Source organism: Arthrobacter sp. zg-Y179, assembly GCF_020907345.1.
Classification (GTDB): Bacteria; Actinomycetota; Actinomycetes; order Actinomycetales; family Micrococcaceae; genus Arthrobacter_B; species Arthrobacter_B jinronghuae.
On record NZ_JAJJOB010000005.1, the window covers coordinates 17490 to 38426 of the forward strand.

General features: G+C 67.0%; 20 protein-coding genes. 9 read left to right on the plus strand and 11 right to left on the minus strand.

All coding sequences use genetic code 11. From position 1 onward, the window contains the following. Positions 1 to 41 precede the first annotated feature (41 nt). A complete protein-coding gene (locus LOC56_RS03200; RefSeq protein ID WP_229950423.1) occupies positions 42 to 638 on the minus strand; it encodes an SRPBCC domain-containing protein in 597 nt (198 codons plus the stop codon). A 280-nt stretch (positions 639 to 918) separates the two neighbouring features. Between LOC56_RS03200 and LOC56_RS03205 the strand changes: the two genes are divergently transcribed. Beyond that, positions 919 to 2874 carry a penicillin-binding transpeptidase domain-containing protein gene (locus LOC56_RS03205; protein ID WP_229950424.1) on the plus strand — a complete coding sequence of 652 codons (1956 nt, stop codon included), beginning with the start codon at positions 919 to 921 and terminating at the stop codon, positions 2872 to 2874. A 45-nt stretch (positions 2875 to 2919) separates the two neighbouring features. Here the strand turns inward: LOC56_RS03205 and LOC56_RS03210 are convergent, their stop codons facing one another. After that, positions 2920 to 3384: a YccF domain-containing protein gene (locus tag LOC56_RS03210; protein WP_229950426.1), complete on the minus strand. Its 465-nt coding sequence runs from the start codon at positions 3382 to 3384 to the stop codon at positions 2920 to 2922. Positions 3385 to 3471: 87 nt separating this feature from the next. Between LOC56_RS03210 and LOC56_RS03215 the strand changes: the two genes are divergently transcribed. Then, positions 3472 to 3933: a pyridoxamine 5'-phosphate oxidase family protein gene (locus tag LOC56_RS03215; protein WP_229950428.1), complete on the plus strand. Its 462-nt coding sequence runs from the start codon at positions 3472 to 3474 to the stop codon at positions 3931 to 3933. A gap of 72 nt (positions 3934 to 4005) precedes the next feature. On the opposite strand, the gene LOC56_RS03220 is transcribed toward LOC56_RS03215, so the two are convergent. Next, complete coding sequence (locus tag LOC56_RS03220) at positions 4006 to 5634, minus strand: DEAD/DEAH box helicase (RefSeq protein WP_229950430.1); 1629 nt, start codon at positions 5632 to 5634, stop codon at positions 4006 to 4008. Positions 5635 to 5921: 287 nt separating this feature from the next. On the opposite strand from LOC56_RS03220, the gene trmB reads away from it, so the two are divergent. From trmB to LOC56_RS03240, 4 genes are all read left to right on the plus strand, one after another. Continuing rightward, positions 5922 to 6788 carry a tRNA (guanosine(46)-N7)-methyltransferase TrmB gene (trmB, locus tag LOC56_RS03225; RefSeq protein ID WP_229950432.1) on the plus strand — a complete coding sequence of 289 codons (867 nt, stop codon included), beginning with the start codon at positions 5922 to 5924 and terminating at the stop codon, positions 6786 to 6788. A gap of 5 nt (positions 6789 to 6793) precedes the next feature. Further along, positions 6794 to 7792 carry an NYN domain-containing protein gene (locus tag LOC56_RS03230; RefSeq protein ID WP_229950434.1) on the plus strand — a complete coding sequence of 333 codons (999 nt, stop codon included), beginning with the start codon at positions 6794 to 6796 and terminating at the stop codon, positions 7790 to 7792. Beyond that, the gene (locus tag LOC56_RS03235) at positions 7789 to 8439 is read left to right on the plus strand and encodes a class I SAM-dependent methyltransferase (protein ID WP_229950435.1); all 651 of its coding nucleotides are present in this window, start codon (positions 7789 to 7791) and stop codon (positions 8437 to 8439) included. The genes LOC56_RS03230 and LOC56_RS03235 overlap by 4 nt, the downstream gene beginning before the upstream one ends. Positions 8440 to 8565: 126 nt before the next feature. Then, positions 8566 to 9192, plus strand: a complete 627-nt coding sequence (locus LOC56_RS03240) for a dihydrofolate reductase family protein (RefSeq protein ID WP_229950438.1) — start codon at positions 8566 to 8568, stop codon at positions 9190 to 9192. 22 nt (positions 9193 to 9214) lie between these two features. On the opposite strand, the gene LOC56_RS03245 is transcribed toward LOC56_RS03240, so the two are convergent. From LOC56_RS03245 to dnaK, 5 genes are all read right to left on the minus strand, one after another. Then, on the minus strand, positions 9215 to 10024 hold the full coding sequence (locus LOC56_RS03245) for an MOSC domain-containing protein (RefSeq protein WP_229950440.1): 810 nt from the start codon (positions 10022 to 10024) through the stop codon (positions 9215 to 9217). Between the two features lie 37 nt (positions 10025 to 10061). Beyond that, positions 10062 to 10574 (minus strand): heat shock protein transcriptional repressor HspR, encoded by a 513-nt coding sequence (locus LOC56_RS03250; RefSeq protein ID WP_229950441.1) that lies wholly within the window; start codon positions 10572 to 10574, stop codon positions 10062 to 10064. A gap of 68 nt (positions 10575 to 10642) precedes the next feature. Continuing rightward, positions 10643 to 11641: a DnaJ C-terminal domain-containing protein gene (locus LOC56_RS03255; RefSeq protein WP_229950443.1), complete on the minus strand. Its 999-nt coding sequence runs from the start codon at positions 11639 to 11641 to the stop codon at positions 10643 to 10645. Between the two features lie 137 nt (positions 11642 to 11778). Next, on the minus strand, positions 11779 to 12423 hold the full coding sequence (locus LOC56_RS03260; protein WP_229950445.1) for a nucleotide exchange factor GrpE: 645 nt from the start codon (positions 12421 to 12423) through the stop codon (positions 11779 to 11781). A gap of 2 nt (positions 12424 to 12425) precedes the next feature. Then, the gene (dnaK, locus tag LOC56_RS03265; RefSeq protein WP_229950447.1) at positions 12426 to 14312 is read right to left on the minus strand and encodes a molecular chaperone DnaK; all 1887 of its coding nucleotides are present in this window, start codon (positions 14310 to 14312) and stop codon (positions 12426 to 12428) included. A 242-nt stretch (positions 14313 to 14554) separates the two neighbouring features. Here dnaK and LOC56_RS03270 point away from each other — a divergent pair, with 242 nt between their 5' ends. Further along, a complete protein-coding gene (locus LOC56_RS03270) occupies positions 14555 to 15358 on the plus strand; it encodes a methyltransferase domain-containing protein (RefSeq protein WP_229950448.1) in 804 nt (267 codons plus the stop codon). Between the two features lie 63 nt (positions 15359 to 15421). Next, positions 15422 to 16012 carry a hypothetical protein gene (locus LOC56_RS03275; protein WP_229950450.1) on the plus strand — a complete coding sequence of 197 codons (591 nt, stop codon included), beginning with the start codon at positions 15422 to 15424 and terminating at the stop codon, positions 16010 to 16012. Positions 16013 to 16015: 3 nt separating this feature from the next. On the opposite strand, the gene cls is transcribed toward LOC56_RS03275, so the two are convergent. Further along, positions 16016 to 17491 carry a cardiolipin synthase gene (cls, locus tag LOC56_RS03280; protein WP_442860058.1) on the minus strand — a complete coding sequence of 492 codons (1476 nt, stop codon included), beginning with the start codon at positions 17489 to 17491 and terminating at the stop codon, positions 16016 to 16018. 82 nt (positions 17492 to 17573) lie between these two features. On the opposite strand from cls, the gene LOC56_RS03285 reads away from it, so the two are divergent. Then, positions 17574 to 18461 (plus strand): aminodeoxychorismate lyase, encoded by an 888-nt coding sequence (locus LOC56_RS03285; protein WP_229950451.1) that lies wholly within the window; start codon positions 17574 to 17576, stop codon positions 18459 to 18461. A gap of 20 nt (positions 18462 to 18481) precedes the next feature. Here the strand turns inward: LOC56_RS03285 and LOC56_RS03290 are convergent, their stop codons facing one another. Further along, on the minus strand, positions 18482 to 19285 hold the full coding sequence (locus LOC56_RS03290; protein WP_229950453.1) for an energy-coupling factor transporter transmembrane component T family protein: 804 nt from the start codon (positions 19283 to 19285) through the stop codon (positions 18482 to 18484). Continuing rightward, a complete protein-coding gene (locus LOC56_RS03295) occupies positions 19282 to 20937 on the minus strand; it encodes an ABC transporter ATP-binding protein (RefSeq protein ID WP_442860059.1) in 1656 nt (551 codons plus the stop codon). The genes LOC56_RS03290 and LOC56_RS03295 overlap by 4 nt, the downstream gene beginning before the upstream one ends.

The window sequence follows — 20937 nt, forward strand, 5'->3', positions numbered from 1 at the left end:
AAGTAAAGTCGTGCACGCAGCTTCACCGCGGCGCGCGAAGCCTAGGGAATATGCTCCTGATCGAAGTCGTGGGCTGTTCGCAGCCACCGTTCGTTGCGGGCTTCGAAGAGCTGCGAGAGCGGGCCCTCAGCCTCGATTTCAAACCGGATTCCCTGCGGCTCGGCAGGAATGGTTCCGGCCAGGTACTCCTCCAGGACATCGAGGAAATATTCCCACCCCGCGCCGCCTGTCCACAGGCCTGCGCCGGGGGCGGCCGTTACCGCGAATCCCTTGCGCACCGAGGCGTACCGCAGCTCGAACCGGGTGAATCCGTCCTCTCCGGTCAGGTGGAACTCCACTTCAGCCACGGAGGACCCCTCCCGCGCCCAGGACACGGTGAGAAGGCGGGGTCCGTCGCAGCGCAGGATCGTCCCGTGGGATCCGTCCGGAAGGGTGTAGGTGCCGCCGCGCCGCAGGTCGCCTTCCGGGTGTGCCACCCATTGGCGCAGCTGTTCCGGATCAGCGAGCGCCGACCACACCTCTCCGATGGGATGCGGAATGTCGCGCGCCATAACGATCATCAGTGCGTGGCCCGCCTGGATCTGCCGCCGCCCGTAGGACCGCACCGTCTTCTCGAGAATCATGTCCAGATCGGACATTTGCACACTCCTGCCGTAGAACAACCGGCAACCGATCCGGTCCTCCAGCGGCCATTGCGGCCGTTCCGGCTGTCCGCAGGATGCCGGTGGAAGCGAGTTGTATTCAGGGTTACAGTTCTGAGTAACCTTCAGCGGCCGTTTCCCGGCCGTTTTTCAAACCGTAGCAGGGAAACAATGCCCTGCACAGGGTCGGCCGACGGCCGCGGACCGGGGCAACCCGGCGAAAGGTTTCCGGCACCTGTTCCCTGTGCACGGGACGCGCGCCGGGTAGCCTGTGCGGATGGGGAAAAACCGTACTTCCGTTTCCGTCCTTGCCGTTGCCGCACTCGCCCTGACCCTGGTGTCCTGCTCGGGGGACAAACCGTCGCCTGACGGCACCGCCGCCGACCTCGCCCAGGGCTTGAGCCAAATGGACGTTTCAGCATCTGCCTTTACGGCGGGCACCCCTGCGGAAGTGAATGCGGAGCTGGAGCAGCTGCTCGCCGACATGGGCCCGCTCCGCCCCGAGGTCACAGTGGCCGGCATTGACGAAGACGAGGACGATGACTCCGCCGCCACCGCGCGGCTAACCTATGCCTGGGACGTCAACAGCGATTCGCAGCCGGATTGGTCCTACGAGAGCTCCGCCCAGCTCCGCCGCGGAGAGGACGACCAGTGGCTTGTCGAGTGGGCACCCTCCGTACTGTTCGATTCCCTGGCCGACGGCGATCGGCTGGTCCGCTCCACGACCCCCGGCAACCGTGCCGACATCCTGGACCGCAACGGGGAACCGCTGATGAACGCCCGGCCGGTGCTTCGTATCGGCATCAACAAACCCGACCTCTCCGAGGAGCAGTACGCCTCCTCGTCGGCTGCCCTGGCTGAACTGGTGGGGCTGGATCCCGCCGACTACACCGCAAAAGTGCAGGCCTCAGGCCCCGAAGCCTTTGTCGAGGCGATTGTGCAACGCGAGGAGGCCGAGGGACCCGCAACCCCGGCGGCCGTCGAAGCCATCCCCGGTGCCCTTTCCCTTCCCGCCCAGCGGATCCTGGCACCCACCCGCGGCTTCGCCCGTGCCCTGCTGGGCACCGTGGGCGAGGCGACTGCGGAATTGGTCGAGGAGTCTGAGGGCAGGGTGTCCGCCGGGGACCAGACAGGACTCTCCGGCCTGCAGAAGCAGTACGACTCGCAGCTGCAGGGCAGCCCCGGCGTAACCATTACCGTCGAAAATGAGGCCGGAACCAAGGAAACCGTCCATAGCTCCGACCCGCAGACGGGCTCAGACCTGCAGACCAGCCTCGACCCGAAGCTGCAGCAGCTTGCCGAGGAAGTCCTGGAACAAGAACCGTCGGCATCGGCCATCGTGGCTATCCAGCCCTCCACCGGCGAGATCCTGACCGTGGCCAACGGCCCCGGCAGTGAAGGCCAGCAAACCGCCCTCCTGGGCCAGTACCCGCCGGGATCCACGTTCAAGACGGCCACCGCTTTGGCAATGCTGCGCAACGGCACCACACCGGCCAGCACCGTGGAGTGCCCGGCGGAACTCAACGTCGACGGCCGGAAGTTCAACAACGTCCCCGGCTACCCGGCCGAGGCCACCGGCAGCATCCCGCTGCGCACGGCATTCGCGAACTCCTGCAACACGGCCTTCCTCAATGCCCGGGGCACCGTTTCCCAGCAGAGCCTCTCCGCTGCTGCCGGAGACCTGGGTATCGGTGCGGACGCGGCCATCGGCACCGACGCGTTCCTGGGTTCCGTGCCCGCGGAGGCTGAAGGCACCGAACATGCCGCCTCGCTGATCGGACAAGGGCAGGTCCTGGTCTCCCCCCTGGCCATGGCGGTTGCCGGTGCCTCCATCGGCAAGGGCGAACGGGTCTCCCCCACGCTGATCCGGGAATCCGCCCCGCCGTCCCCGGCAGACGGGTCTGCTTCCGCTTCTCCCACCGCCTCCGCATCGGAATCGACAGTTCCCGTTCCGGGGAACCTCACGGCAGAGGAGGCCGCATCACTGCGGGAGATGATGCGCGCCGTCGTCGCCGAGGGCGGAGTGCAGATGCTGCTCGACGTGCCCGGCGAACCGGTGCTCGCCAAGACCGGCACCGCCGAGTTCGGCAGCCAGACGCCGCCGGAAACCCACGCATGGGTGCTGGCCATCCAGGGCGATCTGGCCGTTGCAGTGTTCGTGGAGCAGGGCGAACGGGGTTCCACCTCGGGCGGCCCGCTGATGAAGGCCTTCCTTGAGGGCGCCCAGGGCTAGCAGCAGGCTTAGGAGCCGTGCCAGCCAGTCAGGCTACGGACGGGATCAGGAAGGCCACTGCTGCTGGGGTGCTACCCGGCCCTGATAGCCGGGCTGCCGGTACGCGTTCCCGGCGTACGGAGTTATCTGCCAGGTGTCCGTAGGCACGATGACCTTGCCCAGCGGCATCAACGAAATCGGCAGCATCTTCAGGTTGGCGATGCCCAGCGGGATTCCGACGATGCTCACGAACATCGGGATAGCCGTGAGGACGTGTCCGATGGCGATCCAGATGCCGGCCAGCAGCAGCCAGATAATGTTTCCCAGCAGGCTGAGGGGGCCGGTGAACCCACCCCGGTCCACAACCGTCCGGCCGAACGGCCAGAGCGCATAGTTGGCGATGCGGAAGGATGCGATGCCGAACGGGATGGTCACAATCAGCAGGCAGCAGACCACACCCGCCAGTGCATAACCGAGCGCGAGCCAGATACCGCCGAACAGCAGCCAGATGACGTTCAGAATCGCTTTCATGGCTCAATTGTTCTCCACCCGGCACAGATAAGCCACGGCTTCGCTGCCTGCATACCCGCCCGCCTGCACCTGCCCTAGACTGACGCCATGCCGATCAGCGATGAGAACCCCGCAGACCACCTGACTTCCAGCCAGTGCTGGACATACGTCCGGCAGGCCAAATTCGGCCGGCTCGCCGTGAATATCGACGGACATCCCGAAATTTTCCCCGTTAACTTTGCCGTGGACCACGGCACGGTGGTCTTCCGCACCGCTGCGGGAACCAAACTGGCCGGCGCACTCTCGGACAACCGGGTTGCGTTCGAAATTGACGGTTACGATGACACGCTGTCCTCCGCCTGGAGCGTGGTGCTTAAGGGCGGCGCCACCCTGCTCGAAGACTTCTCGGAGATCATGGACTCCGAGGACCTCGCGCTCTTCCCGTGGCAGACGGGGACGAAAAACGCGTTTGTCCGCATCGAACCGGAGGTCACCACCGGCCGCCGGTTCCTTATCTCCAATGCGGCCCGCCGCAATGTCCTGCGTGGAATGGGGCTTTACACGGAGTAGTCCACTCCCGGAAAAGCTGAAAGAGGCGCCGCACCTTGTGGGTGCGGCGCCTCTTTCAGCTGTGGTTATGCGTTAGCGGGAACGGCGTTCGTTCGACGCCGGTGCCGTTGCGCGGCGGGGGCCGGCGCCACGTGCCGGACGGCCGGAGGCTGCACCGGCGGCGCCGCGGGAGGCCCCGCCTGCACGCTGGCCGCTGCCGGCGCCCTCGGCACGCTGGCCGGTTGCCGGGCGGCGGTTGCGGCCGGATGCGGTGGCCGCTGAGGCGCTGTTGCGACGGCCGTCAGAGGACCGGGCCGGACGCTGCGTACGCACGTCGTCACCGGCGGCTGCGCGGTCGTTGCGTTCCATGCGGTCGGGGCGTTCAGCCGAAACGCGTCCGCGTCCGCCTGTACCGCCGCGTCCGCCGGCGCGGGGAGCACCCGTGCTGCGGGCAGCACGCTTGCGCTGGGCGTTGGCGCCGGTGGAGCGCCCGCCGCCCTGCTGCGGGGACTTGGCGGCAAGCTGCGCTGCACGGACATGCGGTTCCACGATGGCCGCGCGTTCGCCGATGAGCTTGGCGATCGACGGCGAATTGTGGCTGACCTTCTCGATGGAAACGTCGACGCCGGCAGCCTTCATCAGCTTCGACACCTCGCTCTTCTGCTCCGGAAGGGTCAGCGTCACGACGGTTCCGCTGGAACCGGCGCGGGCCGTACGGCCTGAGCGGTGCAGGTAGGCCTTGTGTTCCGTGGGCGGGTCGATGTGGACAACCAGCTCGACGTCGTCCACGTGCACGCCGCGGGCGGCGACGTCGGTGGCCACCAGTACGCGCACGTCACCGGAAGCGAACTCCGCCAGGTTGCGGTCACGGGCATTCTGGGACAGGTTGCCGTGCAGGTCCACCGTGGGGATGCCGTTGTCCGTGAGGAACTGGGCCATCTTGCGGGCGTGGTGCTTGGTGCGCATGAACATGATGCGGCGGCCCTGGCCACCGGCCAGTTCCTTGACCAGCAGCTTCTTGGCCGTCTGGTCCTGGACCAGCAGCACGTGGTGCTCCATGGTGGACACCGCTGCCTGCGGCTCATCCACGGAGTGCGTCAGCGGGTTCGACAGGTAACGGCGGACAAGCTTGTCCACGCCGTTGTCCAGGGTGGCGGAGAACAGCATCCGCTGGCCCTTTTCCGGAGTGCGGTCCAGCAGGCGCTGGACAACCGGCAGGAAGCCGAGGTCCGCCATGTGGTCGGCCTCGTCCAGCACGGTGATCTCGACGGACTCGAGGCTGATGACCTTCTGCTTCATCAGGTCTTCGAGGCGGCCCGGGCAGGCGATGACGATGTCGACGCCGGCCTTGAGCGCCTTTTCCTGACGCTGCTGGGACACGCCGCCGTAGATCACGGTGGTGTTCAGGCCAAGCTCCTTGGCCAGGGGCTCAATCACGTTGTTGATCTGCGTGGCCAGCTCGCGGGTCGGCGCCAGGACCAGGCCCAGGGGGCGGTTCGGGCGGCGGCGGTAGGCTGCTTCATTCTCGGCCAGGCGTGCAACCAGCGGAAGGGAGAACGCCAGCGTCTTGCCGGACCCGGTGCGGCCACGGCCCAGGACGTCACGGCCCTTAAGGGTGTCCGGAAGGGTTTCCACCTGAATGGGGAAGGCCTCGTCAATTCCGGCGGCGGCGAGGGAGGAAACAAGTGCCTTGGGCACACCAAGGGCAGCAAAAGTGGTCATTAAAGACAGGCAACTTTCGGTAAGAGGCCCCCAACGCCGTTTGGGCCGGGGGTTCGCCGAAGAAAAGTCAGACAGTGTCTACCGCACTGAAGCGGGACAAAAGAAAGCGTTCATCGACGCAGGCTGGACTGCTTACACACACTGTTCAAACCTTGGATTTTAAGCATGGTTCAACAGTGGCAGGACCAACATCTGCCTCCAGTTTACCGTAATGCGGAATCTTTCCTAATCGGGGGCTGCAACGGCGGTGAAATCCGGGGCCGTGCCAGCCGATAGCATTAACAGTGATGACTACTGAACCAGCCCTGCCCGACGCCGCCGAAACCGGGCCGGCGGATCCCGCCGCCGGTACCGACGAGGAGCAGCATTTCCGCTCTCCGGTGTCCTTTGTCCGGCGCGGCTCGCGCCTGCAGGGCCGCCGCCAGCAGGCCTGGGACGAACTCTCCGAACGCTTCGTGGTGGATGTCCCGCGTGATGAAGCCGACACCTCGGTGCACCCCGGATACGTGTTCGACGCCGCCGTCGAGTTCGGGCGCACCGCTCCCCTCGTCGTCGAAATCGGCTCCGGCCTGGGGGAAGCCGTTGCGCATGCCGCCGAGCAGAATCCGGATAAGGACTTCCTCGCCGTGGAGGTCTATCTCCCGGGCCTGGCGCAGACCCTGCAGCGGATTGGGCAGAAGGGCCTGACCAATATCCGCGTGGTCCAGGCGAATGCCCCGGAGGTGCTGACCAGCATGCTCCCGGCGGGGTCCGTGGCGGAGGTTTGGGTGTTCTTCCCCGACCCCTGGCACAAGACCCGCCACCACAAGCGCCGTTTGGTCAAGGAATCCTTCGCCGAACTGGTGGCCCGGGTGCTGGTGCCCGGCGGCACCTGGCGCCTGGCAACCGACTGGTCCGACTACGCCGTACAGATGCGCGAAGTGCTGGATGCTTCGGCCCGGTTCGAGAATCTGCACGCAGGCGAACGTGCCGGTGAAGAAAGCCCGCTGACGCGCGTGCACCGGGAGGGCCTGGAGAACAAGGCCCCGGAAGACGACGTCGACACCCGCGGCGGCTGGGCCCCGCGCTTCGAGGGCCGGACCCTGACCAGCTTCGAGAACAAGGCCCACGAGGCCGGCCGACTGATTTTCGACCTTGCTTACCGAAGGATCTAAGAACCATGACTGAACCGAACGACGCACGCGTCGGCCTCTACATCGACTTCGACAACATTGTCATCTCGCGCTATCAGCAGTTGCATGGCCGCAACGCGTTCCAGCGCGACGGGATCCGCAATTTCGACCGGACGAACCGCGAGGCCGACCCCGAAGTTGCCGCCAAACTCACTGCAGCGACGGTGGACTTCAACGCCATTATCGATTTCGCCGCTTCCTTCGGCACCCTGGTGGTCAACCGCGCCTATGCCGACTGGTCGGTACCGGTGAACGCGAGTTACCAGCGCCAGCTGATGTCCCGGGCAGTGGACCTCACTCAGCTGTTCACCACTACCACCCGCGGAACCAAGAACGGGGCAGATATCCGCCTCGCCGTGGACGTCGTCGAAGACCTCTTCCGCCTGCCCGACCTGACCCACGTCATCATCGTCGCCGGCGACAGCGACTACATTGCCCTCGCGCAGAAGTCCAAGCGGCTCGGCCGCTTCGTCGTCGGCATCGGCGTTGCCGGGTCAACCAGCACTTCCCTCGCCGCGGCCTGCGACGAATTCGAGGATTACGACTCGCTTCCCGGCATCGAAGCCGCAGCCGCCGCTCCGGCCGCGGCGGATACTGCCGCCAAGAAGACTGCGGCGCCGACGGATTCCCAGCCCGATCCGGCCCCTGCCCGCAGGCTCACCACCGTCCCCATGTTCTCGCACACGGGACAGGCCGGGTTTGAGGAGCCGGAGCCCGCCGACGACGTCGACCCGGGTGTCCTCGCAACCGAACTCCTCGTGCGTGCCCTGCAGATCGGGCACGCGAAGGGCGACGCCGACGAGTGGCTAAACACGGGCACGGTCAAGAACCAGATGCGCCGGATGGACCCGGCCTTCAACGAGAAGCCGCTGGGCTTCCGGTCCTTCACCGACTTCCTCTCCTCGCACGGCGACCTGGTGGAGCTGGACGACGACGGGCCGCAGCGTCTCATCCGCCTTCGACCGGAAGCTGAAACCCGCCGTTGACACGCAGCGGCGAGCCCTCCGATTCCCAGCCGCGGGATCCTGCAGCCGTCGAGGAGCTGTGGGACCGGCGCTACGCCGACAGCGGCGAACTGTGGAGCGGGCAGCCCAATGCCGTGCTGGTCAGCGAGGCCCGGGGGCTCCGGCCCGCCCGCGCCTTGGATGTGGGCTGCGGTGAGGGTGCCGACGCCCTGTGGCTGGCGGAACAGGGGTGGGACGTCACTGCACTGGACGTCTCGGGGGTAGCGCTCGCCCGGGCGGCCCGCCAGGCCGCGCTGCGTTCGGTCCGGGTGGACTGGGTGCATGCCGGCCTGGTCGAGGCTGCCCTGCCGCCGGCGTCCTTTGACCTGGTTTCGGCGCAGTACCCCGTACTCCTGCGGACTGACGGGAACGAAGCGGAACACGCGTTGCTTCGCGCCGTCGCGCCGGGCGGGGTTCTCCTGTGGGTGCACCATCCGCCGCCCACCGCGGAGGAAGCAAAGGCCCGCGGAATTGACCTTCACGAGTACGTGGGAGTTGCCGACGTGGCCGCACTGCTCGATGACGATTGGCGGACAGAGGTCGACGAAACCCGCCCACGGCACGTTGCCAGCGGTGCCGGCGCCCACCACACGGAGGATGTTGTGCTGCGCGCACGGCGGCTGCGCTAGCCCTCCGGCTGCTTTCCCTCCCGGGGGACCGCCTGCTCGCCTCCCGTCCGTTGACAGGTGCAGCGCCGCGTCGCGAGCATGGTGCCGGGCACCGTTACCCAGTGCCGCAACCAACGGGAGGGCACCATGGCCGGCCGCATTTCCATCGATCTTTTTATGACCCTCGACGGCGTTGCCCAGGCTCCGGGCGGCCCGGAGGAAGACCCGGAGGCCGGATTCGCCTACGGTGGCTGGCAGGCTCCCCTGTTCGACGAAACCGTGGGAGCGCAGGTGGACGAGGGTATCCAGTCCATGGACGCACTGCTGCTGGGCCGGAAGACCTACGACATCTTCGCCGGCTACTGGCCTCACCAGCTGGACGGTGGCAACTCCGACATTGCACGCAAGTTTGACTCCATCCCCAAATACGTCGTGTCCCGGGGAACTCCGGATCTGGGCCGATGGCGGGACTCGCACCACCTCGAGGGGGAACTGGCGGACGCGGTGGCAGGCTTACGGGCGCGACACCAGGACGTCCACGTCATCGGGAGCATCGATTTCGCCCGCACCCTGGTGGCGGGCGGTATGTTCGACTCCCTGAACCTGTGGGTGTATCCCGTAGTTCTCGGCCCCGGGAAGCGCCTGTTTCCTCCGGACGGGCCGCCCGCGGAACTGAAACTGCTCGAAGCTTCAGCCGCTTCGGAAAATGGAGCCGTGCTCCTGCGCTACGGCTGGGCGGGACCGGCCCCCGCAACCGGAGTCATGGGGTCCTGACCGGAGGGACTGCGCGTAGCCGTTAGGCGTTCCTGCTGCGGCGGAGGACAACGGCGTCTCCGACCCGCAGCATTCCGGTCCGCACTACGGGCGCCTGCAGACCGAATTCGGTGGAGTGGTGCGTGCCGAGAAGCTTCAGGGCTTTGGTTTCCGCCGGGACACCGGCCTGCGCCTGGTCGATCATCACGCAGCGTGGCATCCCCTCCCCCAGACGCAGAAGAACCTCGCCTCCGAGGACCAGTTCGGCGCCGACCCAGTCGTCCTCGCAGAACGCCGGCTGGGAACCGGTGTCGATGACGATGTTGGCGCGGAAGCGGCGGTCATCCACCGCGCCGCCCGCCAAGCCTTCGAGGGCCGCCAGGGAGGATGTCGTCACCAGGTGCAGGGGCGTCTCGTCGTGGTGTCCGACACCGGTTTCGGGCCGCAGGGTCAGTTCCCGGCCGAAGGCTGCGCTCAGCGCCCGCGAGGCAGCCGGATCATCGACTCGATACCGATGGCCCTCGGGGCTCAGCAGCAGCGGTACGCCGCCGTTGCCATCAAGGTTGTTGTTGTCCTCAAGGATGTTGTTGTCCTCAAGGATGTTGTTGTCCTCAAGGATGTTGTTGTCCTCGACAACGGAGGACCACTGCATCAGCCCGGGCACCGGGCGGAAACGCCGGGTCCGCTTGCCGCTGGCGATGCCGCCGTCGTCGGTGTAGACCGCCCATCGGCGGTCATGCTGCAGTCCCGTGCCGGTCACGGCGGAGTCGCGCACTGTCTGGCCCGCGGTGGACTTGACCGGATAGCGGTACAGCGCCCGGACCTGGCCTACCGGCGTTTCCTCATATGGCATCCCGGCATTGTGTCACAAGGACACCGCCGGCCGGCGCTTAGAGTGACTGCACGTAGTCGTCGTCGGCGTAGTTCCGCTCGGCGGACTTGCCGGCGGGAAGGGCGCGCAGCCTGCTTCGGCGCTCCATCAGCGAGACCAGGCCCAGTTGCTGAACGGCCGTCGCGGCGGCCGGCGGGCGCTGCCCCCGGCTGAGGGTGACGACGTCGCCGGCGAGCCCGGCAGCGAAGACGCGGCTGCGGTCCGGGGTGCGCCGCTGCGCCTCGTCCAGTTGGGTGGAGAGTTCCACAACCCGCTGGCGCAGGCCGGTGACTTGGTTCTGCAGCTCCATGATCCGCTTGATGCCTTCGAGGGAGACGCCCTCCTGGGAGAGCTTCTGGACCTCCCGCAGCAGTTCGATGTCGCGCTGCGAGTAGCGGCGGGAGCGGCCGGGCGCCCGGCTGGGACGGACAATCCCGAGCCTGTCGTATTGCCGGAGGGTCTGCGGATGCATTTCCGCGAGCTCAGCGGCAACGGAGATCACGAAAATAGGCGCATTGACATCTATGCCCATTGTTCCTCCTTCACTGCTGTTGAAATGGTAACGCGGGAAGTTCGCCCTCCGGCGGATGAAACCACCTGTTAAAGCCGTGCTTTTGCTGCCAATCCGGCCCGGGGGTCCTCGCCCTTGGTCGCATCGGCAAATGCCTCCACGGCTTCCCGGGCGTCCTTGTTCAAGTGGGTGGGCACGGCGACGTCGATAGTCACCAGCAGGTCCCCGTTGCCCTTGGAGGTGTGCACACCGCGGCCCTTGACCCGCAGGGTGCGTCCCGACGGTGTTCCGGCGGGTACCTTGAGCCGGACGTTATCGGAGGTGAGGGTAGGCACCTCGATGGTCGCCCCCAGGGCTGCCTCGGGGAACGAGACCGGAACGTGGATCCGGATGTTGTTGCCCTCCCGGGTGAAGAAGTCGTGCGGCGTGACGTGGACGGTGACCATCAGGTCCCCCGCACCTGCGGCGCCGGGCTGGCCCTTGCCGCGCACCCGGATCTTCTGGCCGTCCTTGACGCCGGCCGGCACCCGGACCTCCACCACTTCGCCGTTGGGTTCGCGCAGGCCGATCACGGTTCCGTTAATGGACCCGGCAAAGGAAATGGTGGTGCTGGCCGTTCGGTCCGCGCCCTTGGTGGGCGGCGGGGCGCCGAAGCCGCCGCCGCCGAAGCCGCTGCCGCCGCCGAAAAGGTCGGCGAATTCGGGCGGGATGTTGCTGCCGCCCGCGTTAAAGGTTGTCCTCCGGCCGCCGCCGCGTGCGGTCTGGCCGAACAGGTCCCCGAAGATGTCCTCGAAGCCCGCCCCGCCGGCACCGCCGCCGCCCTGGGGGCCGCCGGCGGTGAACCGGGCGCCGCTTCCCATGGCGCGGATGGCATCATACTGCTGGCGTTCCTCGGCATCGGAGAGGACCGAATACGCCTCGGAGAGGTCCTTGAACATCCGCTCGGAGTTGGCGTCGCCCTGGTTCTGGTCGGGGTGGTACTTCCGCGCCAGCTTGCGGTATGCCTTCTTGATGTCGGCGTCGGACGCATCCTTGGGAACACCCAGAATCTTGTAAAAGTCCTTATCGACCCAATCCTGACTAGCCAATTGGTGTCCCTTCCTCATTTGCGAATCCCGCTGCATTGCCGCGAAAACACGGCTGCCGGGCCTGCTGCCCCTGCTGCGGGACCTGCCGATGGAAAAATGTCCGGGGCCGCTTTACGGCGGCCCCGGACACGGTACAACTACTGTTCCGGAACCGAAACAATTACCTGCGCGGCACGCAGGACCCGGTCGCCGGACTTGTAGCCGGCCCTCAGGATCTGCGTGACGGTATCGAACGTGACGTCCGCGCTCTGCTGCTGGATGAGTGCCTCGTGGATGTTCGGATCGAACTCCACACCGGTCTCATCGATGCGGCTGAGCCCGTACGTCTTCAGCGAGTTCTCCAGCTTGGTGGCGATCGCAGCGAAGGGTCCCTCCGCCAGGTCGCCGTGCTGGCGTGCGGCGTCGATGTCGTCCAGGACGGGCATCAGGGAGTTCAGCACTCCGATGACGGCCATGCCCCGGGCGACGTCGCGGTCGCGTTCCACCCGCTTGCGGTAGTTCACGTACTCGGCCTGCAGTCGCAGCAGGTCGTTGCGCAGTTCCGCGGCTTCCGGCGAACCGGACGCGGAAGGCTGGGCCGGTACATCGGCGTTGTTCAGGATCTGCTCCGCCTGGGAGAGTGCATCTCCGTCGGCTCCGGCGGCCGGGGCGGAAGCCGAAGCTTCCTCCCCTGCCGCGCCACCGTTGGCGGAATCCGCAGTCTCGCCCGCGCCGGGCGTTTCCTGGCCGTTTACGGGCTCTTCACCTTCGGGAGTGTTCCCGTGCTCGTTTTCCGCCGGCATGATTACTTCTTTTCTTCGTCGTCGACAACTTCGGCGTCAACGATGTCTTCGTCACCGGCGGCGCTGCCTGCGGCAGAGCCGTCACCGGCCGGAGCACCGTCAGCGGCACCGGGGGTGCTGTCAGCACCGGCGGCGGAGGCCTGGGCGTAGATAGCTTCGCCCAGCTTGGTCTGGGAAGCCTGCAGCTTCTCAAACGCGGTCTTGACCTCGTCGTCGTTGTCCGTGCCTTCAAGCGCCTTCTTCAGCGCGTCGACGTCGGACTTGACCTCGGTCTTGACGTCTTCGGGCAGCTTGTCGTCATTGTCGGTGAGGAGCTTGTCCACCGAGTAGGCGAGCTGCTCGGCCGAGTTGCGGATGTCGGCGGCCTCGCGGCGCTTCTTGTCTTCCGCAGCGTGCTCTTCGGCCTCGCGGACCATGCGGTCGATGTCTTCCTTGTTGAGGGAGGACCCGCCGGTGATGGTCATGGACTGCTCGGCGCCGGTGCCCTTGTCCTTGGCGGACACGTGCACAATGCCGTTGGCGTCGATGTCGAAGGTGACCTCGATCTGCGGAACGCCGCGCGGAGCCGGCGCAATGCCGGTCAGCTCGAACGTGCCCAGCGGCTTGTTGTCGCGGGTGAACTCGCGTTCGCCCTGGAAGACCTGGATGGCCACGGACGGCTGGTTGTCATCCGCCGTGGTGAAGGTCTCGCTGCGCTTGGTGGGGATGGCCGTGTTGCGCTCGATCAGCTTGGTCATCACACCGCCCTTGGTTTCAATGCCCAGGGACAGCGGGGTGACGTCGATGAGCAGGACGTCCTTGCGCTCACCCTTCAGCACGCCGGCCTGCAGGGCAGCGCCCACGGCCACAACCTCGTCAGGGTTTACGCCCTTGTTCGGTTCCTTGCCGCCGGCGAGTTCCTTCACCAGTTCGGAGACAGCCGGCATACGGGTGGAACCGCCCACGAGGATGATGTGGTCGATGTCGGAGACCTTGATGCCGGCCTCGGAAATGACGTCGTTGAACGGCTTCTTGGTGCGGTCCAGCAGATCCTTGGTCAGGTCCTGGAACTTGGCACGGGACAGGTGCTCGTCCAGATGGACCGGGCCTTCGGGGGTGACCGAGAGGTACTGCAGGGAGATGTTGGTGGAGGTGGCCGAGGAGAGTTCCTTCTTGGCCTGCTCCGCTGCTTCCTTCAGGCGCTGCAGGGCGATCTTGTCCTTGGACAGATCAGCACCCTTGGCCTTGGCCTGGCTCAGCAGGTAATCAACAACGCGCTGGTCCCAGTCGTCGCCGCCGAGGCGGTTGTCGCCGGCCGTTGCGCGGACCTGGATGGTCGAGAATTCGTCTTCGTCCTTGCCGACTTCCAGCAGGGAGACGTCGAAGGTGCCGCCGCCGAGGTCGAAGACGAGGATAAGTTCGTCTTCCTTGCCCTTGTCCAGGCCGTACGCCAGGGCAGCCGCGGTGGGCTCGTTGACGATACGCAGCACGTTGAGGCCTGCAATCTCGCCGGCTTCCTTGGTTGCCTGACGCTCGGCATCGTTGAAGTAGGCGGGAACGGTGACCACGGCGTCCGTGACCTTCTCACCGAGGTAGGCCTCGGCGTCGTTCTTCAGCTTCATCAGGATGCGGGCGGAGATCTCCTGGGCGGTGTACTTCTTGCCGTCCACGTCAACGTTCCAGTCGGTGCCCATGTGGCGCTTGACGGAAGCGATGGTCCGGTCAATGTTATTGACGGCCTGGCGCTTGGCGATCTCGCCGACCAGGACTTCACCGGACTTAGCGAAGGCTACGACGGACGGAGTGGTGCGGCCGCCTTCGGCGTTGGCGATAACCGTGGGCTCGCCGCCTTCGAGAACCGAGACAACCGAGTTGGTAGTACCGAGGTCAATACCTACTGCACGTGACATATTTGCTTCCTCTTTCCTTGGAGAAACCCGCATCTCGTGGTGACATCGGCGCGGCCTGCCCCGGAGGACAGTTCCGCGAATCGCCACGGAGAGCAATTGAGCGTTCTGCACTCAACTTTACTCAGCAGCACTTCTTTGTCAACAAACTTGAGCGCATCCGGCTCAACTCTGTGCACGGAGGTTGCGAAACACGGCAGCGGGCCCTTCCCCCTCGCCGGCGGGTCTGGCGGTAGGGTCCTGCCATGGCTTCCGAAACCTATTCCCACGGCCATCACCGCAGCGTGGTGGACGTCCATGCCCTCCGCACGGCGCGGGACTGCGCCGCGTATCTGTTGCCGGAGCTGCAGCCGGGAGTAAGCATTCTCGACGTCGGCTGCGGCCCGGGCAGCATCACCGCCGACTTCGCGGCCCTCGCCGCTCCGGGACCCGTGGTAGGCCTGGACTCCTCCGAAGACGTCCTCGTCCAAGCCAGGGAACTCGCCGCCGGGCGCGGACTGGACAACGTCTCCTATCTGGCCGGAAACGTCTATGACCTCGACTTCCCGGATGAAACATTCGACGTGGTCCACGCCCACCAGGTGCTCCAGCACCTGATGGATCCGGTGGCCGCACTGCGGGAAATGCGCCGGGTCGCCAAGCCCGGCGGGCTGGTGGCGGTGCGCGACGCCGATTTCGCCGGCATGATCTGGCACCCGCCCACACCGGAACTGGCGCAGTGGATGCGGATCTACCGGGAGATTGCCCGCGGCAACTCCGCTGAGCCCGACGCCGGCAGGCACCTGCTCTCCTGGGCGCTGGAGGCAGGCTTCACCGAGGCCACACCCTCATCCTCCAACTGGCTCTACGCCACACCGGAGGAACGGCGCAGGCACGCGGACTCCTGGTCCGAACGCGTGCTGCACTCCGCCTTCGCCGAACAGGCCCAGGAGCGCGGACTGGCGGACAACCACGTGCTGGCGCAGCTTGCCGCCGGCTGGCAGGAGTGGGCCCAAGCACCGGACGGCTGGTTCCTGATCCCCTGCGGGGAGCTGCTTCTTCGGGCCTGATCTTTTCTGGCTAGGGTTAAGGAATGTTCCGAATCATGACCGCGTGCATGGGCAACCCCCGCGATGCCCGCTGAACCCGGCGCGCCCCTGCTCATCGCCGTGGACGGCTTTTCCGGTGCCGGCAAAACGACCCTGGCCACCGAAATCGCCGCCGCCATGACCCGATCCGGCTCCGTGCGGCTGTTCCATCTGGAGGACGTCTACCCGGGCTGGGACGGCCTGGAATCGGGGATGACCTACTACCGCGAGCAGATCCTGCGTCCGCTCGCCGAAGGATGCTCCGCCCGCTGGCAGGCCTGGGACTGGGATGCCGGCCGCTACGGAAACTGGCAGACCATCGAACCGGCCGACGTCGTGGTGTTCGAAGGGGTCGGCGCGGCGCACCGCGAGGCCCGCGCCCTGCTGGACACCACGGTTTGGGTGGCGGGTGCGGAAACCGTCCGCCGCCGCTACGCGCTGGAACGCGACGGCGGCACTTACGCCCCGCACTGGGAGCGATGGGCGGCACAGGAACGGCGCTGGGCGGCCGACGACGACGCCGCCTCCGCCGCGGATCTCACCGTGCGTCTGGTGGGACAGCAGGGGAACGCCGCAGCTGCGCTGGCGGCCGTCCTGTCCCGGCTGCAGCCGGAAGCGCAGCACATTCCCGGCTAGGGACTACTGCAGGGTCGCGGTCAGTCGGGCCACGTTGTCGATGTACCGCTGCCAGATCGGCCGGCCCACCCAGTTGTCCAGGAGGAGTTCCTTGGACAGGGCCCGGTAGGTGTCCTCGATGCGGCGGATCTGCTTCACGATGGTGCCGTCGAACATCATCACCGATACCTCGAGGTTCAGCGAAAAGGATCGCATGTCCATGTTGCTGGAACCCAGGACCGCCACATCCTCGTCGATGGTGAAGTGCTTTGCGTGCAGCACCAGCGGTTTGGGGTACTGGTAGATCCGGACACCGGCGCGCAGCAGCGCCTCATAGTAGGAGCGCTGGGCGTGGTCCACCAGGAACTGGTCGCCTTTTTCGGAGACGAACAATTCCACGTCCACGCCGCGCTGCGCCGCCGTCGTCACTGCGTAAAGCAGCGTGTCATCGGGGACGAAATACGGGCTGGTGATGGAAATGCGGTCGCTGGCGGAGTAAATAAGGGACGCGAAAAGGCGCAGGTTGTTCTCGGTACTGAAGCCGGGGCCGCTGGGTACCACCTGGCAGGTGACGTCGCCGGGATTGAACGACGATTCGTACAGGTCCAGTTCGCGTTCCAGGTTTTCGTCCGTTTCGGCGTTCCAGTCGGTGGCGAAGACAACGTTGAGTTCGTCCACCACCGGCCCTTCCATCCGGGCCATCAGCTCTACCCATTTGCGGCCGGACCGGCGGTTGCGGCGTTTGTTGTAGGCCGGCTCCACCATGTTCTGGGAGCCGGTGAAGCCCACTGCTCCGTCCACCACCAGGATCTTGCGGTGGTTGCGCAGGTCGGGGCGGCGCCAGCGCCCGCGGAGCGGCTCCACCGGAAGCATCCGCCGCCATTGGACGCCGCTGCTGCGCAGTTCCCGCAGCAGCTTCCGGTAACCGGGAATGCGCAGGGTGCCGATGTGGTCGAAAAGCAGCCGGACGGTGACTCCGCGCCCTGCAGCGTCCTTCAGGGCCTGGAAGAAGTCGCGGGTCACGGCGTCATAGCCCATGATGTAGAACTCCACGTGGACGTACCGCTTGGCCAATTCCACTTCGCGGGTCATGTCCGCAATGGATTCGAGGTAGTCGCGCTGCACGTCCACCTTGTTGCCGTCCAGGGTGGGAAAGGAGCCCAGCCGGCGGTTGAGTTCCGCGGCATTCAGCACCCACTCGGGGCCGCCGTAATTGGTGCCCTCGGTTTCCAGCTCCTTGGTGTTTTCGCGGACCAGGCGGCTGATTTCGGCCTGCCGTTTGACCCGGTGTTCGGAGAGCCGGTGGTTGCCGAAGAGTGAAAAGAGGATGATCCCGGGGATCGGCAGGAAGAAGATGCACAACAGCCAGGCCATAGCGGTGGTGGGACGGCGGTTACCCGGGACAATACCCAGGGCAATGATCCGGATCGCGTAATCCACCGCCGTTAAGACACCGGTAGTCCACCCCGTCAGGTCAATACCGGTCAAAGACCACCACACATATGCTCCTCCCCGCAGCCGCCTTTTAGACAGCCTATCCGCCGGACGGACCTATCCGGGCCTGCGCCGCTACGCTGATGACATGACTGTTCTGGTTTTCCTGGATCCCGCTTTCCCCGACGGCCGTCCGGCTGACGCAGGGGTCCCCCAGCTGATGATCAATGATCTGGGCGTGACCCGCGGAGACGGGATCTTTGAATCGCTCCTGGCCGTGGACGGGGTGCCCCGTAAACCGGACGCCCATTTGGACCGGATGGCGTCCTCGGCCCAGCTGCTGGACCTGGCGCTGCCGCCGCGCGAAGCCTGGGAACGGGCCATTGCCACCGCGCTCGCCCTGCACACGGAGGCCTCGACCGCCGGAACCGGTTCCAACACCCGGGCGGCAGTGAAGCTCGTGGTGACCCGCGGCGTCGAGGGCGCCGGCACGCCCACGGCATGGGTGCAGGTGACCGCTGCCCCCGATGCCTCACGGCAGCGCACCGACGGCATCAAGGTCCTGCTCCTGGACCGCGGTTATGACAGCCTGGCAGCTGCCCGCGCTCCGTGGCTGCTGCTCGGCGCCAAGACGCTCTCCTATGCAGTGAACATGGCGGCCCTGCGCTATGTCCGCGCGAACGGCGCCGACGACGCAATCTTCACGTCCTCCGACGGCAAGGTCCTCGAAGGGCCTACATCCACCGTGGTGCTGGCCCGCGAACGCAACGGCGTGCGTACCCTGCTCACCCCCGAGCGCAAGAGCGGCATCCTGGCCGGAACCACGCAGGATGCCCTCTTCAGGGCGGCCGAAGCGGCCGGCTGGGAGCTGGGATACGGGCCGCTGGTGCCCGAAGACCTGTTCGCGGCCGACGGCGTCTGGCTGGCGTCCAGCATCCGGCTGCTGGTGCCGGTGCGTTCCATCGACGGCAGGGAACTGCCCTTCTCCGAGGCGCTGAACGCCGAACTCACGAAGCTGGCGGACGCCGCCCTCTAAGCAGGCCGGGCCGGGAAGCCTCAGGTCAGGATGAAGTTGAACGTGCCGGCCGCCACCGCAGCTGCCACGGCAGCAACGGACACGGCTATCCCCACCCCGAACACCACGGTGTCCACTCCGCTGAAGGTCGACGTTCGAGCCCAGGTCCGTTCCGCTGCGCCGAAGCCGCGCGCTTCCATTGCCGTCGCCAGGCGGGTGGCCCGGCGGATCGCCTGCACCAGCAGCGCCAGGGACTGCCCGGCGAAACCTCGGAGCCGGGCCGCTCCCCCGGCGTCCGGTCCCGCGCCGCGGGCGTGCCGGGCCAGTCCGATGGTGCGCCATTCCTCCACCAGCAGCCCCACCAGCCGCATGGCCGCCAGCGCGCCCAGGACAAAGCGGTGCGGCAGCCTCAGTTTCTGGGCCAGGGCATCGGCCAGGTCCGTGGGATCGGTCGTGGCCAGCAGATAGATTCCCGGCAGGGCTATGGCCAGGCCGCGCAGCCCGATGGCGATACCCGCGGCAACGGAGCCGGAGGTGAACACCAGCGGCCCGGCCTCAAGCAGCACCGTCCCGGTCTTTTCCGCCAGCAGCGCCGTGCCCCACGCGCCGATCAGCGCGGCGGCCAGCAACGGCCAGATCCGCCGGACCAGCGTTCCGATCCGGATGTGCAGCAGCGGCAGCAGGGCCAGCTCGGCGGTGAGGACGACGGCGGCACTCACCCAGTCCACCGTCACCAGTACTGCCAGGGTCAGCAGCACTGCCGCGGCAAGCTTGGAGAGGGGGTTGGCGCGGGCAAGGAACGTGCCGGCGGGACGGGTCGGCGCCCCGGCAACTACAGCGCTCATCGCCGCACCTGGACATCCCGGACCGTTCCGGCGTCGCCGGCCGGAACGCCGGGCGCGGCAGCTGCAGGGGTGAGGACCCCGTCCGCCACCCGGAGGTTCCGGGAGGCGAGCGCCTCGATGAATTCGGCATCGTGCGTTACGGAAACCACGCAGCGTCCCTCCGACAACTGGCCTCGGAGCAGGGCCACCAGTTCCGCCCAGGTGCGGGCGTCCTGTCCGAACGTCGGTTCATCCAGCAGCAGGATGGACGGTTCCGTGGCAAGCATGGTCGCCACGGATAGCCGGCGTTTCTCCCCGCCCGAAAGCGTGAACGGGTTGGCCTCGAGCAGCCCGTCCAGCCGGAGCCGTTCCGCCAGCTGATGCACCCGGGCCAGCACCTGCCCGTCCGTCTCCCGGCCCAGCCGCCGCGGCCCGAAGGCCAGTTCATCCAGCACGGTGTTGGCCAGGAACTGGTGTTCGGGTTCCTGGAAAACGGTGCCGATGCGGTCCACCAGCTGCGCTGAGGTCCAGCGGCCGGGTTCCGGGCGGGCAGAGCCGGCCAGGGCAGGGGCCGCGGTGAGGGTTCCTCCCCGTGGCCGGAGCAGTCCGCCGAGAGTCAGGGCAAGCGTGGATTTGCCCGCACCGTTGGGGCCGGTGATACCGACGGCAGTGCCGGCGTCCAGGCTCAGGTCCGCTCCGGTCAGCACTGCGGGGCCGCGGTGCGAACGCGCAACGGCCAGCCCGCGGGCCTCCAGCAGCCGGGGACCGGCCGCGGCCGGTGTCCAGGGACCGGCCGCGGCCGGTGTCCAGGGACCGCCCGGGATTACCGGCCTGATGCCGGGAAGCCAGACGCCGGACTCCGCCAGGGTGCTGCGGTGCGCGGGATTGCCCAGTACCTGTTCCGGGGAACCGTCGGCCAGCACGCCGCCGCCGGCGGCGAGGACCACTACACGGTCCACAACGCCGGCCCAGACATCGACCCGGTGCTCCACCACGATGAGCGTGGCACCCGTGCGGTCCAGCACCCGCGTCACGGCGTCGCGGATTTCCACCACCCCGTCCGGGTCCAGGTTGGCCGTGGGTTCATCGAGCAGCAGCAGGCCCGGTTCCATGGCCATCACGGAAGCGAGGGCCAGGCGTTGTTTTTGTCCGCCCGAGAGCGCCGCGGTGGAACGGTCCAGCGGAACTTCCAGTCCGACGTCGGCCAGTGCCGAACGCACCCGCGGCCAGATCTCCGCCGCCGGAACCGCCAGGTTCTCCGCGCCGAAGGCCACTTCGTCCCCTACCCGGGACAGGACGGTCTGGGAGTCGGGGTCCTGCAGGACCAGCCCGGTCCGCCCGCGGGCGTTCGCAGGGTGGACGCCGTCGAGCGTCAGGACCCCTTGTTCCTCTCCGCCGGTGTCCGGGCCGAGGACACCGGCAAGAGCATGCAGGAACGTGGATTTGCCGGCACCGGAAGCACCCAGCAGCAGCACCCGCTCACCCGGGGAAATCGCCAGATCCAGGCCGGACACCGCCGAACCGGCCCGTCCCCCGTGCTGCCAGCCCCAGCCGCGGGCAGCGACGGCGGCCGGGCGGGGCCGGCGTCGGACGCCGGGGGCGGCTTCCGGGTGCGGGATGGAAGGCGCCGCAGCGGACGGACGGTTTCCGCCGCCCTTCTTACCAAAGAGCAC